Annotated in this window: 14 protein-coding genes and 6 pseudogenes; 10 read left to right on the top strand and 10 right to left on the bottom strand. The window is 69.4% G+C overall.

Annotated features, from left to right (window positions below; genetic code table 11):
* Positions 1-157: 157 nt before the first annotated feature.
* Together ACV7NM_RS31205 and ACV7NM_RS31200 are read right to left on the bottom strand one after the other, a co-directional pair.
* A pseudogene (locus ACV7NM_RS31205) lies at positions 158-445 on the bottom strand (HAD family hydrolase); the annotation flags it as partial.
* 63 nt (positions 446-508) lie between these two features.
* Positions 509-703 carry a hypothetical protein gene (locus ACV7NM_RS31200; protein WP_463413452.1) on the bottom strand — a complete coding sequence of 65 codons (195 nt, stop codon included), beginning with the start codon at positions 701-703 and terminating at the stop codon, positions 509-511.
* Here ACV7NM_RS31200 and ACV7NM_RS31195 point away from each other — a divergent pair.
* Positions 693-1,059: pseudogene (locus ACV7NM_RS31195) on the top strand (transposase family protein); the annotation flags it as partial. The gene ACV7NM_RS31200 and the pseudogene ACV7NM_RS31195 sit on opposite strands and share 11 nt — an antisense overlap.
* 12 nt (positions 1,060-1,071) lie before the next feature.
* Here ACV7NM_RS31195 and ACV7NM_RS31190 read toward each other — a convergent pair.
* Both ACV7NM_RS31190 and ACV7NM_RS31185 read right to left on the bottom strand, forming a co-directional pair.
* Complete coding sequence (locus ACV7NM_RS31190; RefSeq protein WP_463413451.1) at positions 1,072-1,578, bottom strand: DinB family protein; 507 nt, start codon at positions 1,576-1,578, stop codon at positions 1,072-1,074.
* Positions 1,579-1,717: 139 nt separating this feature from the next.
* A pseudogene (locus tag ACV7NM_RS31185) lies at positions 1,718-1,810 on the bottom strand (PPOX class F420-dependent oxidoreductase); the annotation flags it as partial.
* A 481-nt stretch (positions 1,811-2,291) separates the two neighbouring features.
* On the opposite strand from ACV7NM_RS31185, the pseudogene ACV7NM_RS31180 reads away from it, so the two are divergent.
* Positions 2,292-3,198 (top strand): annotated as a pseudogene (locus ACV7NM_RS31180) (IS630 family transposase).
* On the opposite strand, the gene ACV7NM_RS31175 reads toward ACV7NM_RS31180, so the two are convergent.
* Complete coding sequence (locus ACV7NM_RS31175; protein ID WP_463413450.1) at positions 3,195-3,515, bottom strand: hypothetical protein; 321 nt, start codon at positions 3,513-3,515, stop codon at positions 3,195-3,197. The pseudogene ACV7NM_RS31180 and the gene ACV7NM_RS31175 sit on opposite strands and share 4 nt — an antisense overlap.
* Before the next feature lie 289 nt (positions 3,516-3,804).
* Here ACV7NM_RS31175 and ACV7NM_RS31170 point away from each other — a divergent pair, with 289 nt between their 5' ends.
* Positions 3,805-6,513 carry an NACHT domain-containing protein gene (locus ACV7NM_RS31170; RefSeq protein ID WP_463413449.1) on the top strand — a complete coding sequence of 903 codons (2,709 nt, stop codon included), beginning with the start codon at positions 3,805-3,807 and terminating at the stop codon, positions 6,511-6,513.
* 170 nt (positions 6,514-6,683) lie between these two features.
* A pseudogene (locus ACV7NM_RS31165) lies at positions 6,684-6,993 on the top strand (glycosyltransferase); the annotation flags it as partial.
* A 104-nt stretch (positions 6,994-7,097) separates the two neighbouring features.
* Here ACV7NM_RS31165 and ACV7NM_RS31160 read toward each other — a convergent pair.
* On the bottom strand, positions 7,098-7,349 hold the full coding sequence (locus ACV7NM_RS31160; protein WP_463414162.1) for a hypothetical protein: 252 nt from the start codon (positions 7,347-7,349) through the stop codon (positions 7,098-7,100).
* 551 nt (positions 7,350-7,900) lie between these two features.
* Here ACV7NM_RS31160 and ACV7NM_RS31155 point away from each other — a divergent pair.
* Entirely contained in the window at positions 7,901-9,637 is a 1,737-nt protein-coding gene (locus ACV7NM_RS31155; protein ID WP_463414131.1) for an immunity 49 family protein, read from the top strand.
* A 705-nt stretch (positions 9,638-10,342) separates the two neighbouring features.
* Here ACV7NM_RS31155 and ACV7NM_RS31150 read toward each other — a convergent pair.
* Positions 10,343-10,636: a DUF6087 family protein gene (locus ACV7NM_RS31150; RefSeq protein WP_463413448.1), complete on the bottom strand. Its 294-nt coding sequence runs from the start codon at positions 10,634-10,636 to the stop codon at positions 10,343-10,345.
* A gap of 71 nt (positions 10,637-10,707) precedes the next feature.
* The gene (locus ACV7NM_RS31145) at positions 10,708-10,884 is read right to left on the bottom strand and encodes a hypothetical protein (RefSeq protein ID WP_463413447.1); all 177 of its coding nucleotides are present in this window, start codon (positions 10,882-10,884) and stop codon (positions 10,708-10,710) included.
* Positions 10,885-11,434: 550 nt separating this feature from the next.
* On the opposite strand from ACV7NM_RS31145, the gene ACV7NM_RS31140 reads away from it, so the two are divergent.
* The 4 genes from ACV7NM_RS31140 to ACV7NM_RS31125 all read left to right on the top strand — a co-directional run bounded on the left by ACV7NM_RS31140 (position 11,435) and on the right by ACV7NM_RS31125 (position 15,464).
* Entirely contained in the window at positions 11,435-12,166 is a 732-nt protein-coding gene (locus tag ACV7NM_RS31140; RefSeq protein WP_463413446.1) for an SDR family oxidoreductase, read from the top strand.
* A 144-nt stretch (positions 12,167-12,310) separates the two neighbouring features.
* Positions 12,311-12,436, top strand: a complete 126-nt coding sequence (locus tag ACV7NM_RS31135; RefSeq protein WP_463413445.1) for a hypothetical protein — start codon at positions 12,311-12,313, stop codon at positions 12,434-12,436.
* 566 nt (positions 12,437-13,002) lie between these two features.
* Positions 13,003-14,487 (top strand): rifampin monooxygenase, encoded by a 1,485-nt coding sequence (rox, locus tag ACV7NM_RS31130; protein WP_463413444.1) that lies wholly within the window; start codon positions 13,003-13,005, stop codon positions 14,485-14,487.
* Positions 14,488-15,215: 728 nt separating this feature from the next.
* Positions 15,216-15,464, top strand: coding sequence for a hypothetical protein (locus ACV7NM_RS31125; RefSeq protein WP_463413443.1), 249 nt, complete (start codon positions 15,216-15,218; stop codon positions 15,462-15,464).
* A 659-nt stretch (positions 15,465-16,123) separates the two neighbouring features.
* Here the strand turns inward: ACV7NM_RS31125 and ACV7NM_RS31120 are convergent.
* Positions 16,124-16,249, bottom strand: a pseudogene (locus ACV7NM_RS31120) (YnfA family protein); the annotation flags it as partial.
* Between ACV7NM_RS31120 and ACV7NM_RS31115 the strand changes: the two are divergent.
* A complete protein-coding gene (locus ACV7NM_RS31115; RefSeq protein WP_463414130.1) occupies positions 16,221-16,643 on the top strand; it encodes a barstar family protein in 423 nt (140 codons plus the stop codon). The pseudogene ACV7NM_RS31120 and the gene ACV7NM_RS31115 sit on opposite strands and share 29 nt — an antisense overlap.
* 290 nt (positions 16,644-16,933) lie before the next feature.
* Here the strand turns inward: ACV7NM_RS31115 and ACV7NM_RS31110 are convergent, their stop codons facing one another.
* Positions 16,934-18,424: an alpha/beta hydrolase gene (locus tag ACV7NM_RS31110; RefSeq protein ID WP_463413442.1), complete on the bottom strand. Its 1,491-nt coding sequence runs from the start codon at positions 18,422-18,424 to the stop codon at positions 16,934-16,936.
* Positions 18,425-18,503 lie beyond the last annotated feature (79 nt).

Here is an 18,503-nt window from a genome sequence, read left to right as displayed (position 1 = left end):
CGCGCCGGCTGCAAGGGCTGGTAGGAGCGGGTTTACAGCTCCCGACAGCAAGTCACTTGGCGCACCGTCCGAAGCGTCTTGGACATCTCCGGCCACTCCCGCGCGAAATCGCCAATTCCTGTGAATGCTCGGCTACAAGAGGCAGGGGACGGCGGGCCTACTGCTCGTTGATGAGGTTGGGGAGTTTGCGCACGTCGTGGAAAACGATGGTGCCGGGGCCTTCGAGTCGTTCGGCCGGGGTGAGCCCGCCCGCGTAGCCGAAGGCGTGCATCCCGGCGGCGCGGGCGGCCTGGACGCCAGGGTAGCTGTCCTCGACCACGGCGCAAGCCGCAGGATCGATGCCCCTATGCCGTGCCGCATGCAGAAACAGGTCGGGGGCCGGCTTACCCCGGGAGACCTCGGGAGGGCTGAAAACGTGGCCCTTGAACCGGTCGTAGAGGCCGGTGACGCACCGAGATCGCCAGATGGCTCGACGCTCGGCCGGCGTTCCCCTCCAGCGGCCACCGCTTCAGCCCCGGGGCCGGCGCCGCAGCAGAGTGATCGTCCCGACGGTGTCCTTGCCGGCGTGGGCGGCCGGGGCGGCGTCCAGCCGCTCCTTCATCAGGTCCAGGTAGGGCTCGATCAACTCGGCGCTGACCCCCTGCTCGGCAGCCGTGCGCAGCAGCGTGCCGCTCGCCGCGACCTGCATGGCCATCCCGGTCATGGACCGCATCCGTGTCGCCCGCCTCGGCGGCGGACACCCGCGCACCCGGCCCGACCACCTCGGCCGCGACAAGGCGTGCTCCTCCCGTCGCAACCGCCGCTACCTGCGACGACGCCAGATCAAGCACACCATTCCCGAACCGAAGAACCAGCGGGCCCACCGCCAACGAAGGGGGCAGCAAGGGCGGTCGGCCCGCAGGCTTCGACAAGACGATCTACAAGCGCAGGAACGAAGTCGAGCGGGCGATCAACGCGTTGAAGAACTTCTGGGCCGTGGCGACGAGATTCGACAAGCGCGGCTACGTCTTCCAAGGCACCGTCACCGTCGCCTCGATCCGACTCTGGCTTCGCCCGTGATCACTGCCGGATCTAGTCGCCGGTCGTGCCGTCGAGCATCTCGCGCAGGATGTCCAGATGGCCGTTGTGGCGGGCGGTCTCCTCGGTGAGATGGAGGAGGATCCAGCGCAGGTCGACGTGGAGACCGTTGCGGATCGTTCCCCGGGCCTGTTTGTCCAGGTCGTTCCCGGCGACCAGTTCACGGTAGCGGGCACTCTGCTCGGAGTATTCGTCGAGCAACTGCGTGAGCGGGAACTCGACGGCGATCCGCATCTCGCGGTCGGGGTCCTCATCCGTCATGGGAGCCTGGTCTTCCTCGCCGAGGAAGACCACTTGGAACCAGTAGTACTCGACCCAGCGGAGGTGGTTGATCACTCCGCTCATGGTCATCAGCGGTGAGCCCGGCAGGAGCGCCTTGCGGGCGTTCTCCGCCGAGACGCCATCGCACTTGGCGCGGGCGGTGTCGCGCGTGTAGTCGAGAAACGTGGTGAGCTGGGTGCGCTCGTCCCACGCGGACGGTGTGTCGTCGATTCTTGTCATCGCGCGAAGCGTCCCCGATCACCGCGCCCGATGTCGAGGCATTTAACGGCGGGCCCAACCTGCCCCACCCTCCTTGTCCGGTGGTCGCTAAAGCCGTTCAGCGCCGGTGGGCCGCCCGGCAAGATCCGCCGGACAGGCATTAGCCTGCGATGTCAAGGGCTGTTCCGTACAGCCGGTCCACCTTCAACCGGATGACCACCCGGCGCTCGACGACGAGTTGTTCGAGGAACGCTCTGCCGCCCCGTCAGGAAACACGAGCGGGTGAGCGCTCTCGTCGCCGACCGGTGGGGAATCAGCGACGCCCATAACGGGCGCTGCACTGTGGAGAACCCTTCCGCCGCCCCTGCACACACCCACCCCGCCAGTGGTGGGGCAAGCGGCCCAGGTCGGGTGGGGCGGTGGGAAGGGGGCGCCCTCGGTGGTGGAGACGAGTGGGGAGGCCCCGGTGATCGCGATCAGCCACCTCACCGGCCTCCACCTCGCCGCCATCTTCATCCGGTCGGCAAGGTGATCCGAAGGAAGCGTCCTAGTGACCTGAGTCAGAGATTCGTCGTTAGTCGAGCATGAGTCGTCCGGGTCCGAAGATTCCGCCGTTGTCGGTCACTGGTGCCCAGCGGGCGGTGTTGGAGGGCTGGTTACGTCGCCGTACGACGGCTCAGGCTTTGGCTCAGCGGTCGCGGATCGTGCTGGAGTGCGCCGAAGGCCACTCGATCATGGAGGTGTCCCGCCGGCTGCGGATCGCGCCGGACACGGTCCGCACCTGGCGGCGCCGCTTCATCGAGCGGGGACTGGACGGCTTGTGCGACGAACCGCGGCCCGGTGTCCCACGGAAGATCACAGATGCTGACGTCGAGCGGGTCATCGTCAAGACGCTTGAGGAGACGCCGAAGAACGCGACCCACTGGTCGACGAGATCGATGGCCGCGGCCACGGGCATGTCGCAGTCGACGGTCTCGCGGATCTGGCGGGCGTTCGCGCTGGCGCCACACCGGTCGCAGACATTCAAGCTGTCCACCGACCCGCTGTTCATCGACAAGGTCCGCGATGTCGTCGGCCTGTATCTCGACCCGCCGGAGAAGGCTCTGGTTCTCTGCGTGGACGAGAAGTCGCAGATCCAGGCCCTGGACCGGTCCCAGCCGGTCCTGCCGATGGTGCCGGGCCGGGACCACGACCCTTTTCGCCGCCCTCGAGGTCGCTACCGGCAAGGTCATCGGATCCCTTCACCGGCGCCACCGGGCAGCGGAGTTCAAGAAGTTCCTCAACAAGCTCGACAAGGAAATTCCGGCTGACCTGCAGGTTCATCTGATCCTGGACAACTATGCCACCCACAAGACACCCGACATCAAACGTTGGCTGCTGGCCCACTCACGTTTCCACCTGCACTTCACGCCGACGAGCGCGTCGTGGTTGAACCTGGTCGAGCGGTGGTTCGCCGAGCTGACTCAGAAGAAGCTCAAGCGCGGCGTCCACCGCTCCGTCCGGGCCCTCGAACGCGACATCCGGGCATGGGTGGCCGACTGGAACGAGCAGCCCAGGCCCTTCGTCTGGACAAAGACCGCCGACGAGATCCTCGACAAAGTCGCCGCGTACTGCCACCGAATCTCTGACTCAGGTCACTAGGCGGGCGCACCCGTATTCGTATCGTCTCGGGTCTCGTCGGACGGCGGCTCGGGTTGGTCGGCGGCCGGGCCGCACCGGTCCCGCCTGACCTCTCGCAGGTACGCCAGGGCATGTCGGCGAGGCACCTCGCCCAAGAGCCGGTGCTCGTGGAACCCCCGGCGGGCCTCGTTACGGGCGTTGACCAAGGCCTCCGCCCGCAGGACCAGAAGGCAGACGAACGCCGTCGTCGCGGCCGCCCACCAAGGGGCCTGGGCCAGTACCGCCGGGCCGGCCGCCAACACGCCGCCGACGAGGGCCAGAAGACGGGGAACGGTCATGTGCGCGCTCCTCGAACGAATGGTCGACAAATGGGGGCTGGGCACGCGCCGCGCGTTCAACGGATTCTCAAAAGTCCGTCGAACCGGACGGTTGGCCGTACAAACGACACTCCGATGGCCAATATGAGTGGTCCAGGGCGGACTTGACGCCCCGGAGCAGGTTGCGGAGGCCTTGGCCGACGCGTCCCCCGACCACCGTTCTATGCCCGCCGTATCCCCGCTGACCAGGGACATCCCGCAGCTGTGAACGAGTGAACGCAAATGAACGGCTCGTGAATGAGGAGAGCTGATGGCAGCATCTGCCGGCTTTCGGCCACGAGGACCCAAGCGCCCCGATCCGGCGGCGGCCTCACCGGAGATACGGCCCTGGGTGACGCTCATGCGCCGGGTCTACGACGAGCTGTACGAAGGACTGGACCCGGCCGAGCGCCCCACCGTCACAGCACTCGCCGAAGCCGCCCATTGCAGCCGGTCCTACGTCTCGGAGTCCTTCTCGGGCAAGAGAACCCCCTCGCCGGCCGTCTTCCTGTCCATCGTGACCGCGCTGCGCGGGGACTCCGCCGAGTGGGAACCGCGGTGGTACCGGGCCGTCGCCGAGCGGGCGTCGGCCGTGAGGTCGGCCCCTGGGTCGGCCCCCGGGTCGGCCGTCGCCGAGGAACAGCCCGTTCCGCCGCTGCCCGGGCTCGAGGATGCCGAGGCCGCCGAGGACGCCGACGCGGACGGGACCCCGGAACCCGACGCGGACACCCCGCCGTCCGCTCCCGGTCCCTCCCCGGATGTACGCCGCTACCCCGTCCACCGGATCCTGCGGACCGCCGTGGCGTGGGTGGTCATGGCATTCACCTGGCCGGTGCGCGGCCGCCGGGACAGGCAGGCGGGACGCCTGCGCCGCAAGCTGGTAAAGCAGGTCAGGAACAGGACGGCCGACGAACTCGCGCGGGCCGAGGCCCACTACTACCTCCAGCCGCGGTTCGTGGTCCTCACCGCGCGCCGGGAGGAGTACGCCGGGCGCGGCCGACGGGGCAGGGCGGTCCGCAGGAGCGAACCGGTACCGGTACCGACCCGCGTGACGAACATCCGCGCGCTCTACGAGGAGACCGACGACCTGGTCGTGCTCGGCAAGCCGGGCATGGGCAAGACCACCCAACTCGCCCGGCTCGCACACCGCCTGGCCGTGGAGGCACTGAACGGCACCGACGACGGGGAGCCCCTGCGGGTCCCGGTCTACCTGCGCATGGACACCTACCGGGGCGAACCCGTCGAGGAGTGGCTGGCCGATGCGATCGTCCGTCAGTACAGCGATGTCTCCCGCGTGCTGGTACGGACCTGGCTGAGCGAGCACCGGCTGCTCCCGGTGCTGGACGGCCTGGACGAGGTGCCGGAAGGCGACCGGTCCAAGTGCGTCGCGGAGCTGCGGCGTCTGCGCCGCGTCTGCCCGGGGATGGCCGTTGGCTGCCGGACGGACGAGGCCGACTTGCGCCGTCTCGCCTTCGCCCTCCGCTCCAGGCGCTACGTCGAGATCCAGCCCCCGCGCCGACAGGACGTCCAGGCCTACCTCGCCGCCGACCGGCAGGCCCTCGCGGACGTGCACGCCGCGCTGGAGGCGGACGCGGACCTCTGGCCGCTGTTCCAGTCGCCGATGATGCTCGGCTTCATCCGTGTCACGTACCGCAACAGGCCCGCGACCGACTTCCACGAGCCCGGCACCATCACCGAACGCCGCAGCCGTATCTTCGACGCCTACGTACGCGAATGCCTGCGGCGCGAGCGCCCGCGTGTGGACGAGGGCCCCGAGCGGACCCTGGCCTGGCTGACCTGGCTCGCCCGGACCCTGACCAAGCGCGGCGAGCACGTGCTGTACCTGGACAGGCTCGACCTCGGCTGGCTGTCACGGACGGAACAGATGCTCCCGCGGATCGTCCCGAACCTGGCCATGTCGGTCTGCGCGCTCGGGCTGCCCGTCCTCTGGGTGGCGGCGGCCGTACGCGCCGGGGTGGTGCACACCAGTGTCTCCGGCGCTGCTGCCCTCGCCGCCACCCTGACGGTCACCTGCGCCGTGACGGCGTACAAGTCGGAAAAGCGGGCCGTGGAGAGGGGCGCGGGCGACGCCGAGGACGACGAGCAGGACGGGGGCAAGCGGCAGCGCGGGGCCATCGTAGGTCCCGTCACGGCCACCGGGCCCGTAATGGTCCTCATGGTGTACTGGCTGGTATACGTGGCGCACGTCGACCTGCTGGCACCGGGAGCGGTCGTGGTCGCCCTCGCCTACTTGTGGGTCGCCACGACCCAGATGGAGGCCTCCCTCACGGATGTCTTCGATCCGGTGGAGCAGATGCGGTGGACCTGGCGACGAAGTGAGCGGATGATCTATCCGAAGGCCAAGTTCCAGATCGTGCGCGGTGCGTTGTCCCTGTTCATGTGGGTCGCCATCGAGTTCCTCCTCGGCTACGTCGTCCACCTGCTCTGCCCGGAGCCCTCGTGGGTCGGCGTGGCTGCGGCCGGGCTGATGGGCCTGGTCTACATCGTCGGCAACCAGTTCGAGCCCTCGCTCCAAGACCGCCGCGCGCGTCCCAACGAGGGGGTGCGCCGTACGGTGCGCTTCTCCCTGGTCCACGGGTTCGCCGGGCTGGTGGTGGGGGCGTTCGGCCTGATCGTGCTGATCGGACTGGTGGTGCCCGGTCACGACCTGCGGCGGGCCGGTTTCGTGGCCGCCCTGCTGGGCCTCCTGTTCGCCGTGGTGCGGGGCTTCCGGTTCGGAGGCCTGGCGGTCCTGCGGCACTGGACGATCCGGGCGATCCTGGCCTACCGGGGGCACACCCCCTACCGGTACCGTCGGTTCCTGCACACCGCCGAGGAGCGCGTGCTGCTCTTCCGTGCCGACAGCGGGTTCTTCTTCCCGCACCGCCTGCTGCAACTGCACCTGGACACCCCGGTGGAGCGACTGCTGCCCCGAGTCACGCCCGGCCCGGCCGTCCCCGCCGGGCGCGGCGGGACGTGACGGCGACGCGATCGATTTTGCCGCGCAGGCGGACCGGCCCTGACACCGCGTCCTCGCCGCACCGCCCGCACGCGTCCCGCACGCGTCCGCACCGGAAACGAGTGACGCGGCGATGGGATCGCGGTACCGGGAGCAGTTTGCGCGGTGGCTCGCCGACCGCGGCGCGACCACCACGGACGTGGAGCCTGGAACAGGCCGACGCCTTCATCACCCACTCCGGCATGGGCGGCTGTGGCGAAGGGCTCCTCGCCAGCCTTCCCGTGATCGTCGGACCGCAGCGAGCCGAACAGTTCGTGAACGCCGACAGGCTCATGGAACTCGGCGTTGCCCGTCGTGTGGAGCGGACACCGCTACCCCACCGCCGAAACCCTTCGCGCGGCACTGAATGAACTGGTCACAGCTCTGGAACGCGCCGATCGGTCCGGGCAGTTGCAGGCCGCCGCCGGGGCCGAGGGCGGCACCCCGCGCGCTGCCGGGATTCAAAACTGTCGCCCAGGGGCGCACCCGCCCGGCGACGCATCCACCGTGCACCCGGCTCCGGTCAGGTGGATGCCGCGGCGCCCTGGCCCTCGCAAGCGCGCGGGTCAGGCCCCGTCGCCGCTGAGGTCGGCCCCAGGCAAGTCAAGGCGGCCGGCCCTCCTCGTCTTCACCCCAACGACGATGAGGGCCAGCCCCACGGCGACGACACCGAGGTAGGCGGTGGACGGAAGGTCGACGAGCTTGTGCATCCAGCCCCACTCCGTGCCGAAGAAGGTCTGCGAAGCGAAGCTGACGAGCCCCTGGGCTCCTATGACGTAGCCGATGCTCTCGGCGGTGTATCCGATGGTTGTTCGCACGGATCAACCCTCTCGCGGCGGCGCCGCGAGAGCGTCCTCCCCAAGGCCGAAAGCACAGTAGGCCAAAGGATGCAGTCGCTTGCGGACTCGATCTGACGAAGCAGGCGGTTCGGCATGCGCTACCCGCACCAGCTCGGCAAACGGTTCCAGAGGCGGTGCTTGGTTCAGCGGAGTGGACAACGAACGCGTGGGTCCTGTCGTCCGGTCCGTCAGTTCGGCAAGGGGGGCCGGCATCGGCTCGACCGACGGTGAGAGGTGCCGTTCCACTCCTACGCCTTTCGCACCCTGCCCGCCCGTGCGCCGCGCAGACCTTGATTCACCAGCAGCGCGGCACTCGGGTTGCGGGAGCTCGGCGGCGCCCACTTCGGCTGACGAACGGCGGCGGCGTGTCTGGGCCACTACTGGGCTCGCGCGGGGCTCCCAGGGCGAGCGCGGGGCGGCCCGGCCAGGGCCCCGGTCACAGCAGGCAGTCGCTGGTTTGTCAGATCCCACACCTAGGCTGTTGCAGAAACCGATCAAGGAGCAGGGCAGTGCGAATAGAGCGTCACCAGGTGGGCGGGTCCGCCGTGTCGGCAGCGCGCGATGACTTCACGAACCGCATCGGGGGCCAGGTGCACTCCATGTCGAGGGCCGGCCGGATCACCACCTACGAATGGCAGTCCATCGCCGACGAGTTCCTCGCCTACCTGGGCGCCCTCTCCGTCGAGACACCCGACCTCCACACTCCGGAGGCCAAGGCCGCCCTCAAGGACGCCTCCGAAGCCGCGGCCGGCGCAGTCGCCTACGCCGCCTACCACCCGCACTGCAGCTTCCAGGTCTTCCTGGAGTACGTGAACTTCGGTACGAGCTACGACCCGGGTGACGACTCCCCCGAGGAGAGCGTCACGCCCGGGGAGTGGACCAACGCCCTCTGCCTGACCGTCCTCACGGACAAGGCCAAGTGGCACGGTGAAGCCTTCCACTTCGCCCGCGAAAAGTTCGCCGCGCACGCGAAGGGCGCCCCCGCCGGCGAGCTCGCCACCGGATTGATGGCCGTGGTCCTGGACGACACCGGCGACGACGAGGAGTACCCTCCGAGCGCGCGGGCCAAGCTCACCGCCATCGAGGCGGCGCTGGACCGCATCCGTGCCCGCGCCGCAGAGACCGGCGAGCCCCTCCTGGACCGACCGGACAGCGCGGCGCTCCTCGCGCTGCGCGCCTTGGTCGCCGAGGACCGGGAGGCCTTCGACGCCGCGCTCGCCGACCTCCTGACCAGGCACGCTGCCCTACACGGCCCCGCAGCCTCCGCGAGCACTCTTCTCCCCCTTGTTCCCATTGCTCTCGCGGCCCTCGCGTACCGGACATCGGGCTGGACACCGGCCATCCACACGGACTACCTCCCCCACGCCTTGATCACCGGTTTCGAGACGCGGGGCCCGCGGGTCAAGGGGTTCGGTCGAAACCGGCGGCCGGACGCTCTCGCCGCGCTTGCCGCGGGCCCGCTGGTGGTGGAACGGCCGGCCTGCGAGCGCGATGGGATCCAGGTGATCGAGGCCATGTACGAGGAACGCCTTCGGGAGGCGTTCACTCCCGTCGACGGAAAGCCCCTTGCCGTCTGGCGTCTCAGTAGCGTCATGGGCGATCAGGAGCGCTTGTTCAAGTGGCGGGCGGGGAACCCCGGCGACATCACGGACGGTCAGCTCGCCACTCTTCGGCTGGCCTCCCAGGTGGGGGCGGCCCTGTTCCGCATCGCGCTGGCGGAGCCGGGCACCGAGGTCGAGGTGACCATCGGCGGCCGCACACTGCGTTACGCGGCCGAGCGGGGCAAAGAAGCCGGTGCCGGGAACTGGCAGACGGCCGTTGCATTCGCCTTGATCACCGGCGTGCGCGAAGACCTCGCCCCGCTGGTCCTCACCGGTCCCACCGTCGCACGCCCGGACGGCTCCGCGTTCACCGCGTACCGCGAAGCCCTCCACTCCTACCTGAAGGGCGCCGACCCCGAAACGGCAACACAGCGGGCGCTGCAGGAGGCCGAGAAGGCCAGGGACTGGGGATTTGCGATGCCGCCGACCGTACTGCTGTCGCAGCTCGTGGAGGGTGACGAGGAAAGCTTCAACCTCGCCCTGGCCGACGCGCTCGAAGCCCACCGCGCCTACTACCAGGTCGCCGACAGGGCCGATGGCCCGAATGTTTCCGTTGACCTCGACATCCTCGCCCTTGCCTGCCACGCCCGCCGCCGCGGCTGGGCCATCCGCGTGGAGTCCCCCTACCTGCCGCAGGGTCTCCTGCGGACCGCCGAACCCTTCTAAAGGCTCGTCCACAACTGAACGCACCGGCCGCTCCTCCACCAAGAAGGCGATGCACACCCGGTGCTGGTGCCTCGGTCCACGCCGCCCTCGGCGTCGACCTGGGCACCGCGGTGGCACCGTCGACGACGGTTTCCTGCCCCTACGGGCCGTAAGCGCCAGACCCGGCAGGGTATGCACGTATGTTGGCTGCCAGGGACCGGAGCCAGTCGAAGAGGCCCGACGGATAGAGCGGCAGCGGCAGCGCCATTTCGAGCATGAGGATGGTGTTCGAGGGCGGCAGCCGGGTTCCGTGCGGGACCGCCTGGTCCTGGATCTGGACTGGAAGGACGCGAGCAAAGAGGCCGTATCGACGGGACGCAAATGGGGGAAGTGGCCCGTGGTTGGTCTACTTCGGGAGTTTTCAGCACTCAGCGCTGATGGATCAGCATGTAGTCACGCGATCTTCCGCCTGCCGACAGGACTCGTTAGCACGAGGTGCGGACGGCCCCGTAACCGCCTGCGTACCTCGAAGCGCCGGCGGCAGCCGGATGCCGAGCGTCTCCTCCGCGGCCACGAAATCTGCCTCATCCCGGTCGGCGAGCGACCTTGTCCTCTCCGGGGGGCTGTCGGAGGCCGCAGGCACTTGGGTGCCGTGATGGTTCGACGAGGTCACACGCATAACGCTGCCCCCGTCTCCGAAGGTCATGGACGCGGGGGCAGTGCTGTTCAGGCTCTGCGGTGTCGGCCGGCGCCCGGGGCCATAGGCCTGTCCGGCCGTACCGGTTGCGATGCGGGGGCCGGAGGGAGCGGGTTGAGCAGCCGCAGAGCGGCGGCGTAGTTCTCAACGGTGGTCACCGGCTGCCAGGCGTAGCCGTCCCATTCGAGGATGAGCCGTGGGACGTCCGGGTCGACGTGCGCTGCTCGCTCCCGGCCGGCGCCGAGAGTGACGGCCTTCTTCTCCTCAACCGGCCGCAACCGCTTCTCACGGCGGGCCGCCCATCGTTCCAAGGGCTCCTCCATGGTCCTACCTCCGTCCGGTGAGGGCAGCACCTTACCGGCCCCGGAGTCGACTCCGACGGCTCTTCCGATGCTCAGCGGCGTCGCCTACGGGTGGTCCAGGCGCTGCCGATGCCGGCCACGTGGAGAGCCAGCAGCATCAGGCCGAGAATCATGAAATTGCCGGACGAGAAAACGTGGTTCGTCGAAATCTCCGCCGCGTTGATCAGGAAGCTGATGAAGAACAAGACCGCGGCCGCGATAGCAAGCATCACTGCTCCTTCCAGAAGGTGGCATCCGTCTGCCCGCGCATTACGGCCGCATGCGAGCTCGTCGCGGGTATCCGCCGAGTAGATCCGGCCTGTGCCGGTGCCGGAGGGAAGGCCGCGGTATTTCAGGCCATGAGGTCTGACGCCCTTGGCCTCTTGGACCAGGCACGGTGCGGCCATTGGCCGCCCGCCACAGAGACAGCGGCGCCGGAGGACGCCGGCTGCACGGCCTTGGGTCTGGCCACGCTGCAGGCCTGGAAGCCGGCACACCGGCCGGTGGCGAACCTACGGGTGGGGCGCTGCTGGACCTGCGCGCGCGACGGTGGGTGCACACCCGGAATACCGCGCCCATGTTGACGTGGGCTTCGAATGGCAAGGCGCCGTCGGCACTCGTGGGGCCGATCACCCCGTCCCCCGCCGCGGGCCGGTTGCGGTGGCACCACAGGCGGCGCCCGTGGTCGCCGGGCGGGTGAACGCGAGGTCGGATTCCCGCCGGCCCCTGTTGCCAGCCACCCGTTTCATTGAACAAGCAACCAATATTGAGGAGGGGCAGATGAACGGCAAGGTGGTACTGGTGACGGGTGGCAGCCGGGGCATCGGCGCGGCGATCGCGTTGGCAATGGCCGGAGCGGGAGCCGATGTGGCCATCACCTACACGGCCAACGAAGCGGCGGCCGCGGAGGTCGTGCACAAGATCGAAGCCTTCGGACGTCGAGCCTTCGCCGCCAGAGCGGACGCGGGCGATGTCGATGACGCGGCGGACGCCGTCGACTGGGCGGCGCGGTCACTCGGCCGGCTCGACGTACTGGTCAACAACGCGGGTGTCGGCGTCCTCGGCCCGCTGGACGGGCTCACCCCGGCCGACGTCGACCGCGTGCTCGCGGTCAACGTCCGGGGTGCCTTCCTCGCCTCGCAGGCGGCAGCGCGACACATGGGCCAAGGAGGCCGGATCATCACCATCGGCACATGCATGACCCAGCGGGTACCGGGACCCGGAGGAACTCTCTACGCCATGAGCAAGTCCGCCCTGACCGGGCTCACCAAAGCCCTCGCCCGCGAGCTCGGAGGGCGAGGCATCACCGCCAACATCGTCCATCCCGGGCCCGTGGACACGGACATGAACCCGGCCGACGGACCTCACGCGGCCTCCCAGGCGGCGATGACGGCCCTCGGCCGGTTCGGCCGTCCGGAGGAGGTCGCGGCCACGGTCGTCTACCTCGCCGGAGACGGGGCCGCATACGTCACCGGCTCCGAGTTCTCCGTCGACGGCGGCCACGCCGCCTGACCACACCGCCTCGCCCGGCCCGGGCGAGCGAAGATCAGGACGGCTGCCGGGCGGGAGCGGCACAGGCCCGTGTCCCTCCCGGCTCCGCCCTGCGCGGCGACCGGGCGACCACCCAAGGCCGGCGCATCTTCGGTCGATGAATCGGTGAACCACGGCCCGCACCAAGGCGACAGGCACCTGTTCACCGACAGCAGCATGTCGTCGCAGGACGAGCACGCCGCAACGCAGGCCATCCATCGGGTGCTCGGCTTCCTCGACCGCATCGAATAGGCCGGCACCCACGCAGCCCACACTTCGCCCGCTCACCCGCCCCCACGCCCCGTGATCACCGTCCTCGAAGTCGGCCGCTCCCGCCTGACCGAACAACACCGCAGCGCCGCTGGAGCCGACCCCGGACGGCGCGCCCCGGCCGCCGGAACGAAAGCTCGCATACCGGCGGCAGTAGTTGGCCGGGTGGTGTGGGGGCCTGTAAGAGCTTGTCCGCGCCCGCCGTCATCACGGCCCTGGGCGGTCCTGGCTATCAGTCACGTCAAACGCCGTTTGCAGTACAGCCAGCGGCGGGGTAGCGGCGGGGTCCACCGCCGCACACTGCGGCACACATGAGAAAGGCAAGGAGGTCGATAACCACTCCTTGCCACTATCAAGATATAGCGCACAGGGGGCCTTGCGGCAAGGCCCCGGTCATGCTGCAGAATCTCCAACCGACCCGGAAACCGCCGGAAATCGGGGATTCACGAAGTACGTGCGCATTCGACGGCGTACGGGTGGTCGGCGGGCACTCAGCAGCCGGGCGTTGGCAACACGCTCAATGGGGGTTTTGCACGATGAAAACAGACATGGCCTTGGACACAGACCTGCACTCAGGCCTGGACGCAGACCTGCACGCGGACGTGGACGCGGACGTGATCGTGGCCGGTGGAGGCCCGACCGGCCTGATGCTGGCCTGCGAGCTGCGCCTGCACGGCGTGCGAGTGCTCGTACTGGAGAAGGAAGCCGAGCCGACCCGGCAGTCCCGCGCCCAGGGGCTGCATGCGCGCAGCATCGAGGTCATGGCACAGCGTGGTCTGCTGGACCGGTTCCTCGCGCTCGGCAAGCAGTACATGGTCGGCGGCTTCTTCGCCGGGCTCGCCAAGTCCTGGCCGGAGCGGATGGACACGGCGCATTCGTACGTCCTCCACATCCCGCAGACCACCACCGAGCGCCTGCTGACGGAGCACGCCGTCGAGGCCGGCGCCGAGATCCGGCGCGGCTGCGAGGTGAGCGGGCTGGACCAGGACGACCACGGGGTGAGCGTCGAGCTGGCCGACGGTACGTGGCTGCGCTCGCGCTACGTCGTCGGCTGCGACGGCGGCCGCAGTACGGTGCGCAAGCTGCTCGGTGTCGCCTTCCCCGGCGAGCCCTCCCGGGTCGAGACGCTGCTGGGCGTGATGAAACTGGACGTGGAGCCGCAGACGCTGGCCGCCGTGATGGCCGAAGTACGCAAGACGCAGCTGCGGTTCGGTGCCATGCCCATGGAGGACGGGGAGTACCGGGTCGTCGTGCCCGCCGAGGGGGTGGCGGAGGACCGTGCCGCCGCGCCGACCCTGGAGGAGTTCAAGCAACAGCTGCGGGCGTACGGCGGCACCGACTTCGGCGCGCACTCACCGCGCTGGCTCTCCCGCTTCGGCGACGCGACCCGGCAGGCCGAGCGGTACCGGGTCGGCCGGGTGCTGTTGGCCGGTGACGCGGCGCACATCCACCCGCCGACCGGCGGCCAAGGCCTCAACCTCGGCATCCAGGACGCGTTCAACCTGGGCTGGAAGCTGGCCGCGGACGTCTGCGGCTGGGCACCGCAAGGCCTGCTCGACAGCTACCACGCCGAACGGCACCCCGTGGCGGCCGACGTACTGGACAACACCCGCGCGCAGATCCAGCTGATGTCGTCCGAGCCGGGCGCTCAGGCGGTGCGCCGGCTGATGGCGGAACTGGTGGAGTTCGAAGAGGTGAACCGGTACCTCATCGAGAAGATCACCGCGATCGCGATCCGCTACGACTTCGGCACGGGCCACGACCTCCTCGGCCGCCGGCTGCGGGACGTCCAGCTGAAGCGGGGCCGCCTGTACGACCTGACTCACGAGGGCCGCGGCCTGCTCCTCGACCAGACCGGCCGCCTCTCGGTGACGGGCTGGGCGGACCGCGTCGACCACGTCGTCGACGTCAGCGAGGAACTCGACGTGCCCGCGGTACTGCTGCGCCCGGACGGCCACGTCGCCTGGGTCGGCGAGGACCAGCAGGACCTCCTGGACCACCTCCCCGCATGGTTCGGCACCGCCACGACCTGACCACACCGCCACGACCTGACCACGCCACCGCGGGCTTCCCCGGCCTCCCGGCCACACCCCGGCCGGCAGGGGACCCGCACGAGGATGAACCGCCCGGGCGGGTACCCCCTGGCCGGCCTGATCGTGTCGGCCGATCGCGGCGATCCGAGCCGGAGGTGGTGTCGGTTCCGTGCGCCTCGATCCCACCGAAGAAAGCAGTCCTGGCGCCGCGGAGGAACATGGCCTCCTTCTACGGGGCGGGCGCGGCCTCGGTGTCGTCGTGGTGTGCGGCGAGCCGGCCGGTTCGGCGCCTTCGAGGCCGCCCGCCGGATACTGGCCTCGCCCGCTGACCGGGGCGGCCCACTGGAACGACGAAGATCGGTGTCGCGGGGTGGTCCCCGGCAGGGCCGGAGGGCCACTACCCGGGACCTCAGCTGTTCGGAGCCACGATTTCCTGGCCTTCAGGCGTGGCAGGTGCGCTTGGCCGCATTTGACCACCTGCCACGCCTGCGCCCGGGCCGAACACGTATCCACGCCGCGCTGACACGATGCCTAGTTGATGCGCTTTCCGGCGCACTGCAGGCGCCCACGCCCGGTAGTCGGCTCCCCGACTCGCAGGGACGCCTGCCTGAGCCACTTGGGTGCGTGCGGTTCGTTGTGTCGGGCCTTCGAGTGATCAGCATGTTAAAGATGTGCAGAGATCGTCAGAAAACAGGAGGTATATAGCGATGCGTGCTCATCTTCTCCGCATGGCGGCGGTTGTCGGTACCGCCGCACTCATGACCCTCGGCGGCGCCGCTGCGGCAAGCGCCGACGGGAGTGTCGGCAGTTCGGGCATCGGCAACTCCGGCGTAGGCAATGCCGGTATCCGCAACTGGGGTGTGGGCGACGCCGGCGCGGCGAACGGGGGGCTGGGCAACGCCGGCATCGCCAACTCCGGGATCGGTAGTGCCGGAATCGGCAACGCCGGAATCGGCAGCGCCGGAATCGGCAACTAAGACGACTCCTTGGGCACTGTCCCGCAGGTAGGCGCCGGTTGAAGGACTACCCCGCCGCTCCGGCGAGGCTCCGCGGCCCGTCCGCATGGTGTCCCTGGGCCGTCACGACGCAGCCGGCCGGCCGCGTCGTGACGGCCGAGGACCAGAAGCCCGGGACGGTCCTACCGGGCGGGGCGCCTGATCCGCGACAGACCCTGAAGGTCTCCGACCGGGCATTCCTACGTTCAGGTGTGGGCCACGTCGAGTCCCTGAGTGCGCAGCCGATCCCAGCGGTCTTTCTCGGGTGCCTACTTCAAGTCCACGAGCCAAGCGGTGGTGGGGTAGACGGCCGGATCGCTCAGTAGGCGGTCGAGGACTGCTCGACCCCACTTCTGGGCTGGTCGTCGTCTTGGCCGTGCGTGACGTTATTGGCTATGCCGTCCAAGATGCCGAAGGCGCGTGTTCGTCGTCGGCGGGACGGTGAATGCGCCGCCCTTGGCATCGGCGAGGACGGGGGCGAGCCGCTGAGCGGGTCTCCGTCATACGCGGGAGGGCATGGGCCGACCTCGCCGTCTTCGGCTACACCGGCCCCGGAAGCCGGGGGCGCACCGTGCCGAGGTTGGCGCAGTGGGCTGTTCGATGTTGCGGGACTCATGCGTCACCGAAGCGCAATCCTGGCAGCGCGAACGGGGCGTATACATGATCACGGCCGTGCCGGCGGGGCGGATCAGTGCCCCGATGACGTCGTAACGGTCGGGGCGTTAGCCGTCAGCGACCATACCCCAGGCGATCGAGCCGGCCACGAAGCGACGAAGAGGGCAACGCACGCCGCAGTTCCCCGACTACTACGGCCACGACCTGGACGCGCTGAACGACTGTCTCGGCGACGTGGCCTGCTCCGGCCCGTACGACGACTCACCGGCAGGCACTGGGCTCGTCCTTTCCATCACCGACTACGACCGCTTCGTCACCGCCTGCCCGGGAGCCGCCCAGGCGGTTCTGGACATCGTCGCCGACCAGGCCCGCCGCGCGGCGGTGCTTCAGCGCCGCTTCTTGTGCCTGGTCCACAGCAGCGACCCCGACATCCGGTTCGAACCAGTCGGCGCCATGCCCGTCATGCGCCAAACGCCGCTGAGTACGCGGCATCACCTCGTCGGCACTGATGTCGTCACAGCACCATCGTTCACGCCACATTCGTAGGGCCAAGGCCAGGACGTGTCGGAGAGGCCTCACCGAATCCGGACCGTGGCGCAGGTGAACGCGGAATCCTGTAGCAGCGCCGACGTGATGGCAACGCCGTCATCCGTCTCCGGATCCTCCTCGTCGAGGTGGAAGCCAATCCGCTTGATGACGTCTTGGTGACGTCGAGGAGTTCGTCAGGTGCGCAGCCCCATTTGTCCTCCGGGAACATGGGGTCGAAACACAGCCGCTGCCCGTCGTCCGCGACAGCGCAACCGCCGTGCCGTCGGCTGCCGAGCGCCACAGCTTGCTCAGCGGCTGTTGCCTGGGCGGTAGACGCTGAGGTCGCCGTAGGTCGACAAGACGTCGGTCAGGTCGCCGGGTTTGTGCCGCAGCGTGGTGTCGAGGAAGGCGAGGGTGGTTGCGGCGACGACGCGCGGGCTCTCGGTGCGGCCCAGGGAGCCGACTATCGAGGGTACCGGCGGCAGGTACAGGGGGCCGTCCGTGAACGTGAGGTGCGCGGCGCCGGGGATGGTGAGCCGGTAGCTCGTCGCGGTGCTGAGCTTGAGAGCCTCGGTGAGGCGGGGTATGTAGCGCGGGTCGGTTTCCGCGCCGATGGCTTGGGTGAGCGCGAGCGCCGGCTGGTGGAAGGGGCGCGGATCGGGGTCGCGGGGGTAGCCGTCCATGTTGACGACGGCGGCGAACCGGCGGTCCTGGCGGGCTGCTTGCAGGGCGGCGCCGCCACCCAGGGAGTGGCCGGTCACCGCGGCCCGGTCGGTGTCCAGACGTCCGGTCAGCGGGCCCGCGATCTCACCTCGGTCCAGACGTCCCAGCTCGGTGAGGACGAAGCTGAGGTCCGCGGCCCGGATTCCCGTTGTTTCGGCGGCCCGTTTGTTGTCTTCGTCGTCGTCGCCGGTGGAAGCGATCTTGGTATTGATCGTTCGACCGTCTGCGAGGATGACGGCGGCGGAGTCATACGGGTGGTCGAGGGCGGCGACCACATAGCCGTTGCCGGCCAGTTCCTCCGCCCAGGCGGTGTTCTGTGTGCGCACTCCGCCCAACCCGGGAGAGAACAGCACCACCGGGAACCGTTCGCCCGTGTCGGCCACCGGGGCGTCGAAAACCGAATGGGTGTGGGCACGCGGGACTCCGTCGACCAAGAAGCCGGGGAGGCCGGCATAGCGCGCGAGGGCGTCGGAGACGGTGCGCGCCTCTTGCTGCGTGCGGCCGAGGTACCGGGCCCGCTGAACTCCTGCCGGACTCTTGCCTGCGGGGTACCAGAGCTGGACCACGACCGTGCGCCGGTCGCCGGGTTCGGGAGTGGCGGTCTCCGGGCGGTTCGGGTCGGTCCACTGCATCACGCTGGTGCCGACGGCGAAGTGGCCTGTCGGCTCGGGGAACACGGGTACGGGACACGCCCAGGCGGCCACCGGGCCCGTGGCGATCAGGCCGACGCAGACCACCGATCCCGGCAACGCCAGCCACCAACGGGCCCGCCACGCCGGCCGGCCGGGACGGCGCCGCAGCACAGGAGAGACGGCGAACGGCAACGCGAAGGCGGCGCCTGCCAGTACCGGCAGCATCTGCCAGCGGATCCCCACCACGCTCAGCACGATCGTGGACACCGCAAAACCCGATCCCGCCGCGAGCGTGACGGCCCTGCGGGCGGCGGGGGGAAGCCAGCGCGCCACCACCAGCGCGACGGCACCCAGCGAGCCAACGATTTCCAGAAGGGACATTTGCAGTCCCGTGATGATTTCGGTCACCCGGCCATCCTCTGGGCGGGGTACGCGCTGCCACATCGACCGCGGGTCGCCATCGCGTGCAACCGAAGTCGCAATCCGAGGCATGTCCGCTGTGCGACCAAAGTCGCATCCGGGC

This window comes from Streptomyces sp. Tek67B01, assembly GCF_055231995.1.
This window is presented reverse-complemented; position numbering and strand designations above follow the sequence as displayed.

Coding starts and splice junctions, on each gene's coding strand:
- ACV7NM_RS31200 (WP_463413452.1), bottom strand. CDS start 703: ATGACCGGGATGGCCATGCAGGTCGCGGCGAGCGGCACGCTGCTGCGC.
- ACV7NM_RS31190 (WP_463413451.1), bottom strand. CDS start 1,578: ATGACAAGAATCGACGACACACCGTCCGCGTGGGACGAGCGCACCCAG.
- ACV7NM_RS31175 (WP_463413450.1), bottom strand. CDS start 3,515: ATGACCGTTCCCCGTCTTCTGGCCCTCGTCGGCGGCGTGTTGGCGGCC.
- ACV7NM_RS31170 (WP_463413449.1), top strand. CDS start 3,805: ATGGCAGCATCTGCCGGCTTTCGGCCACGAGGACCCAAGCGCCCCGAT.
- ACV7NM_RS31150 (WP_463413448.1), bottom strand. CDS start 10,636: ATGGAGGAGCCCTTGGAACGATGGGCGGCCCGCCGTGAGAAGCGGTTG.
- ACV7NM_RS31145 (WP_463413447.1), bottom strand. CDS start 10,884: ATGCTTGCTATCGCGGCCGCGGTCTTGTTCTTCATCAGCTTCCTGATC.
- ACV7NM_RS31140 (WP_463413446.1), top strand. CDS start 11,435: ATGAACGGCAAGGTGGTACTGGTGACGGGTGGCAGCCGGGGCATCGGC.
- rox (WP_463413444.1), top strand. CDS start 13,003: ATGGCCTTGGACACAGACCTGCACTCAGGCCTGGACGCAGACCTGCAC.
- ACV7NM_RS31125 (WP_463413443.1), top strand. CDS start 15,216: ATGGCGGCGGTTGTCGGTACCGCCGCACTCATGACCCTCGGCGGCGCC.
- ACV7NM_RS31110 (WP_463413442.1), bottom strand. CDS start 18,424: ATGTGGCAGCGCGTACCCCGCCCAGAGGATGGCCGGGTGACCGAAATC.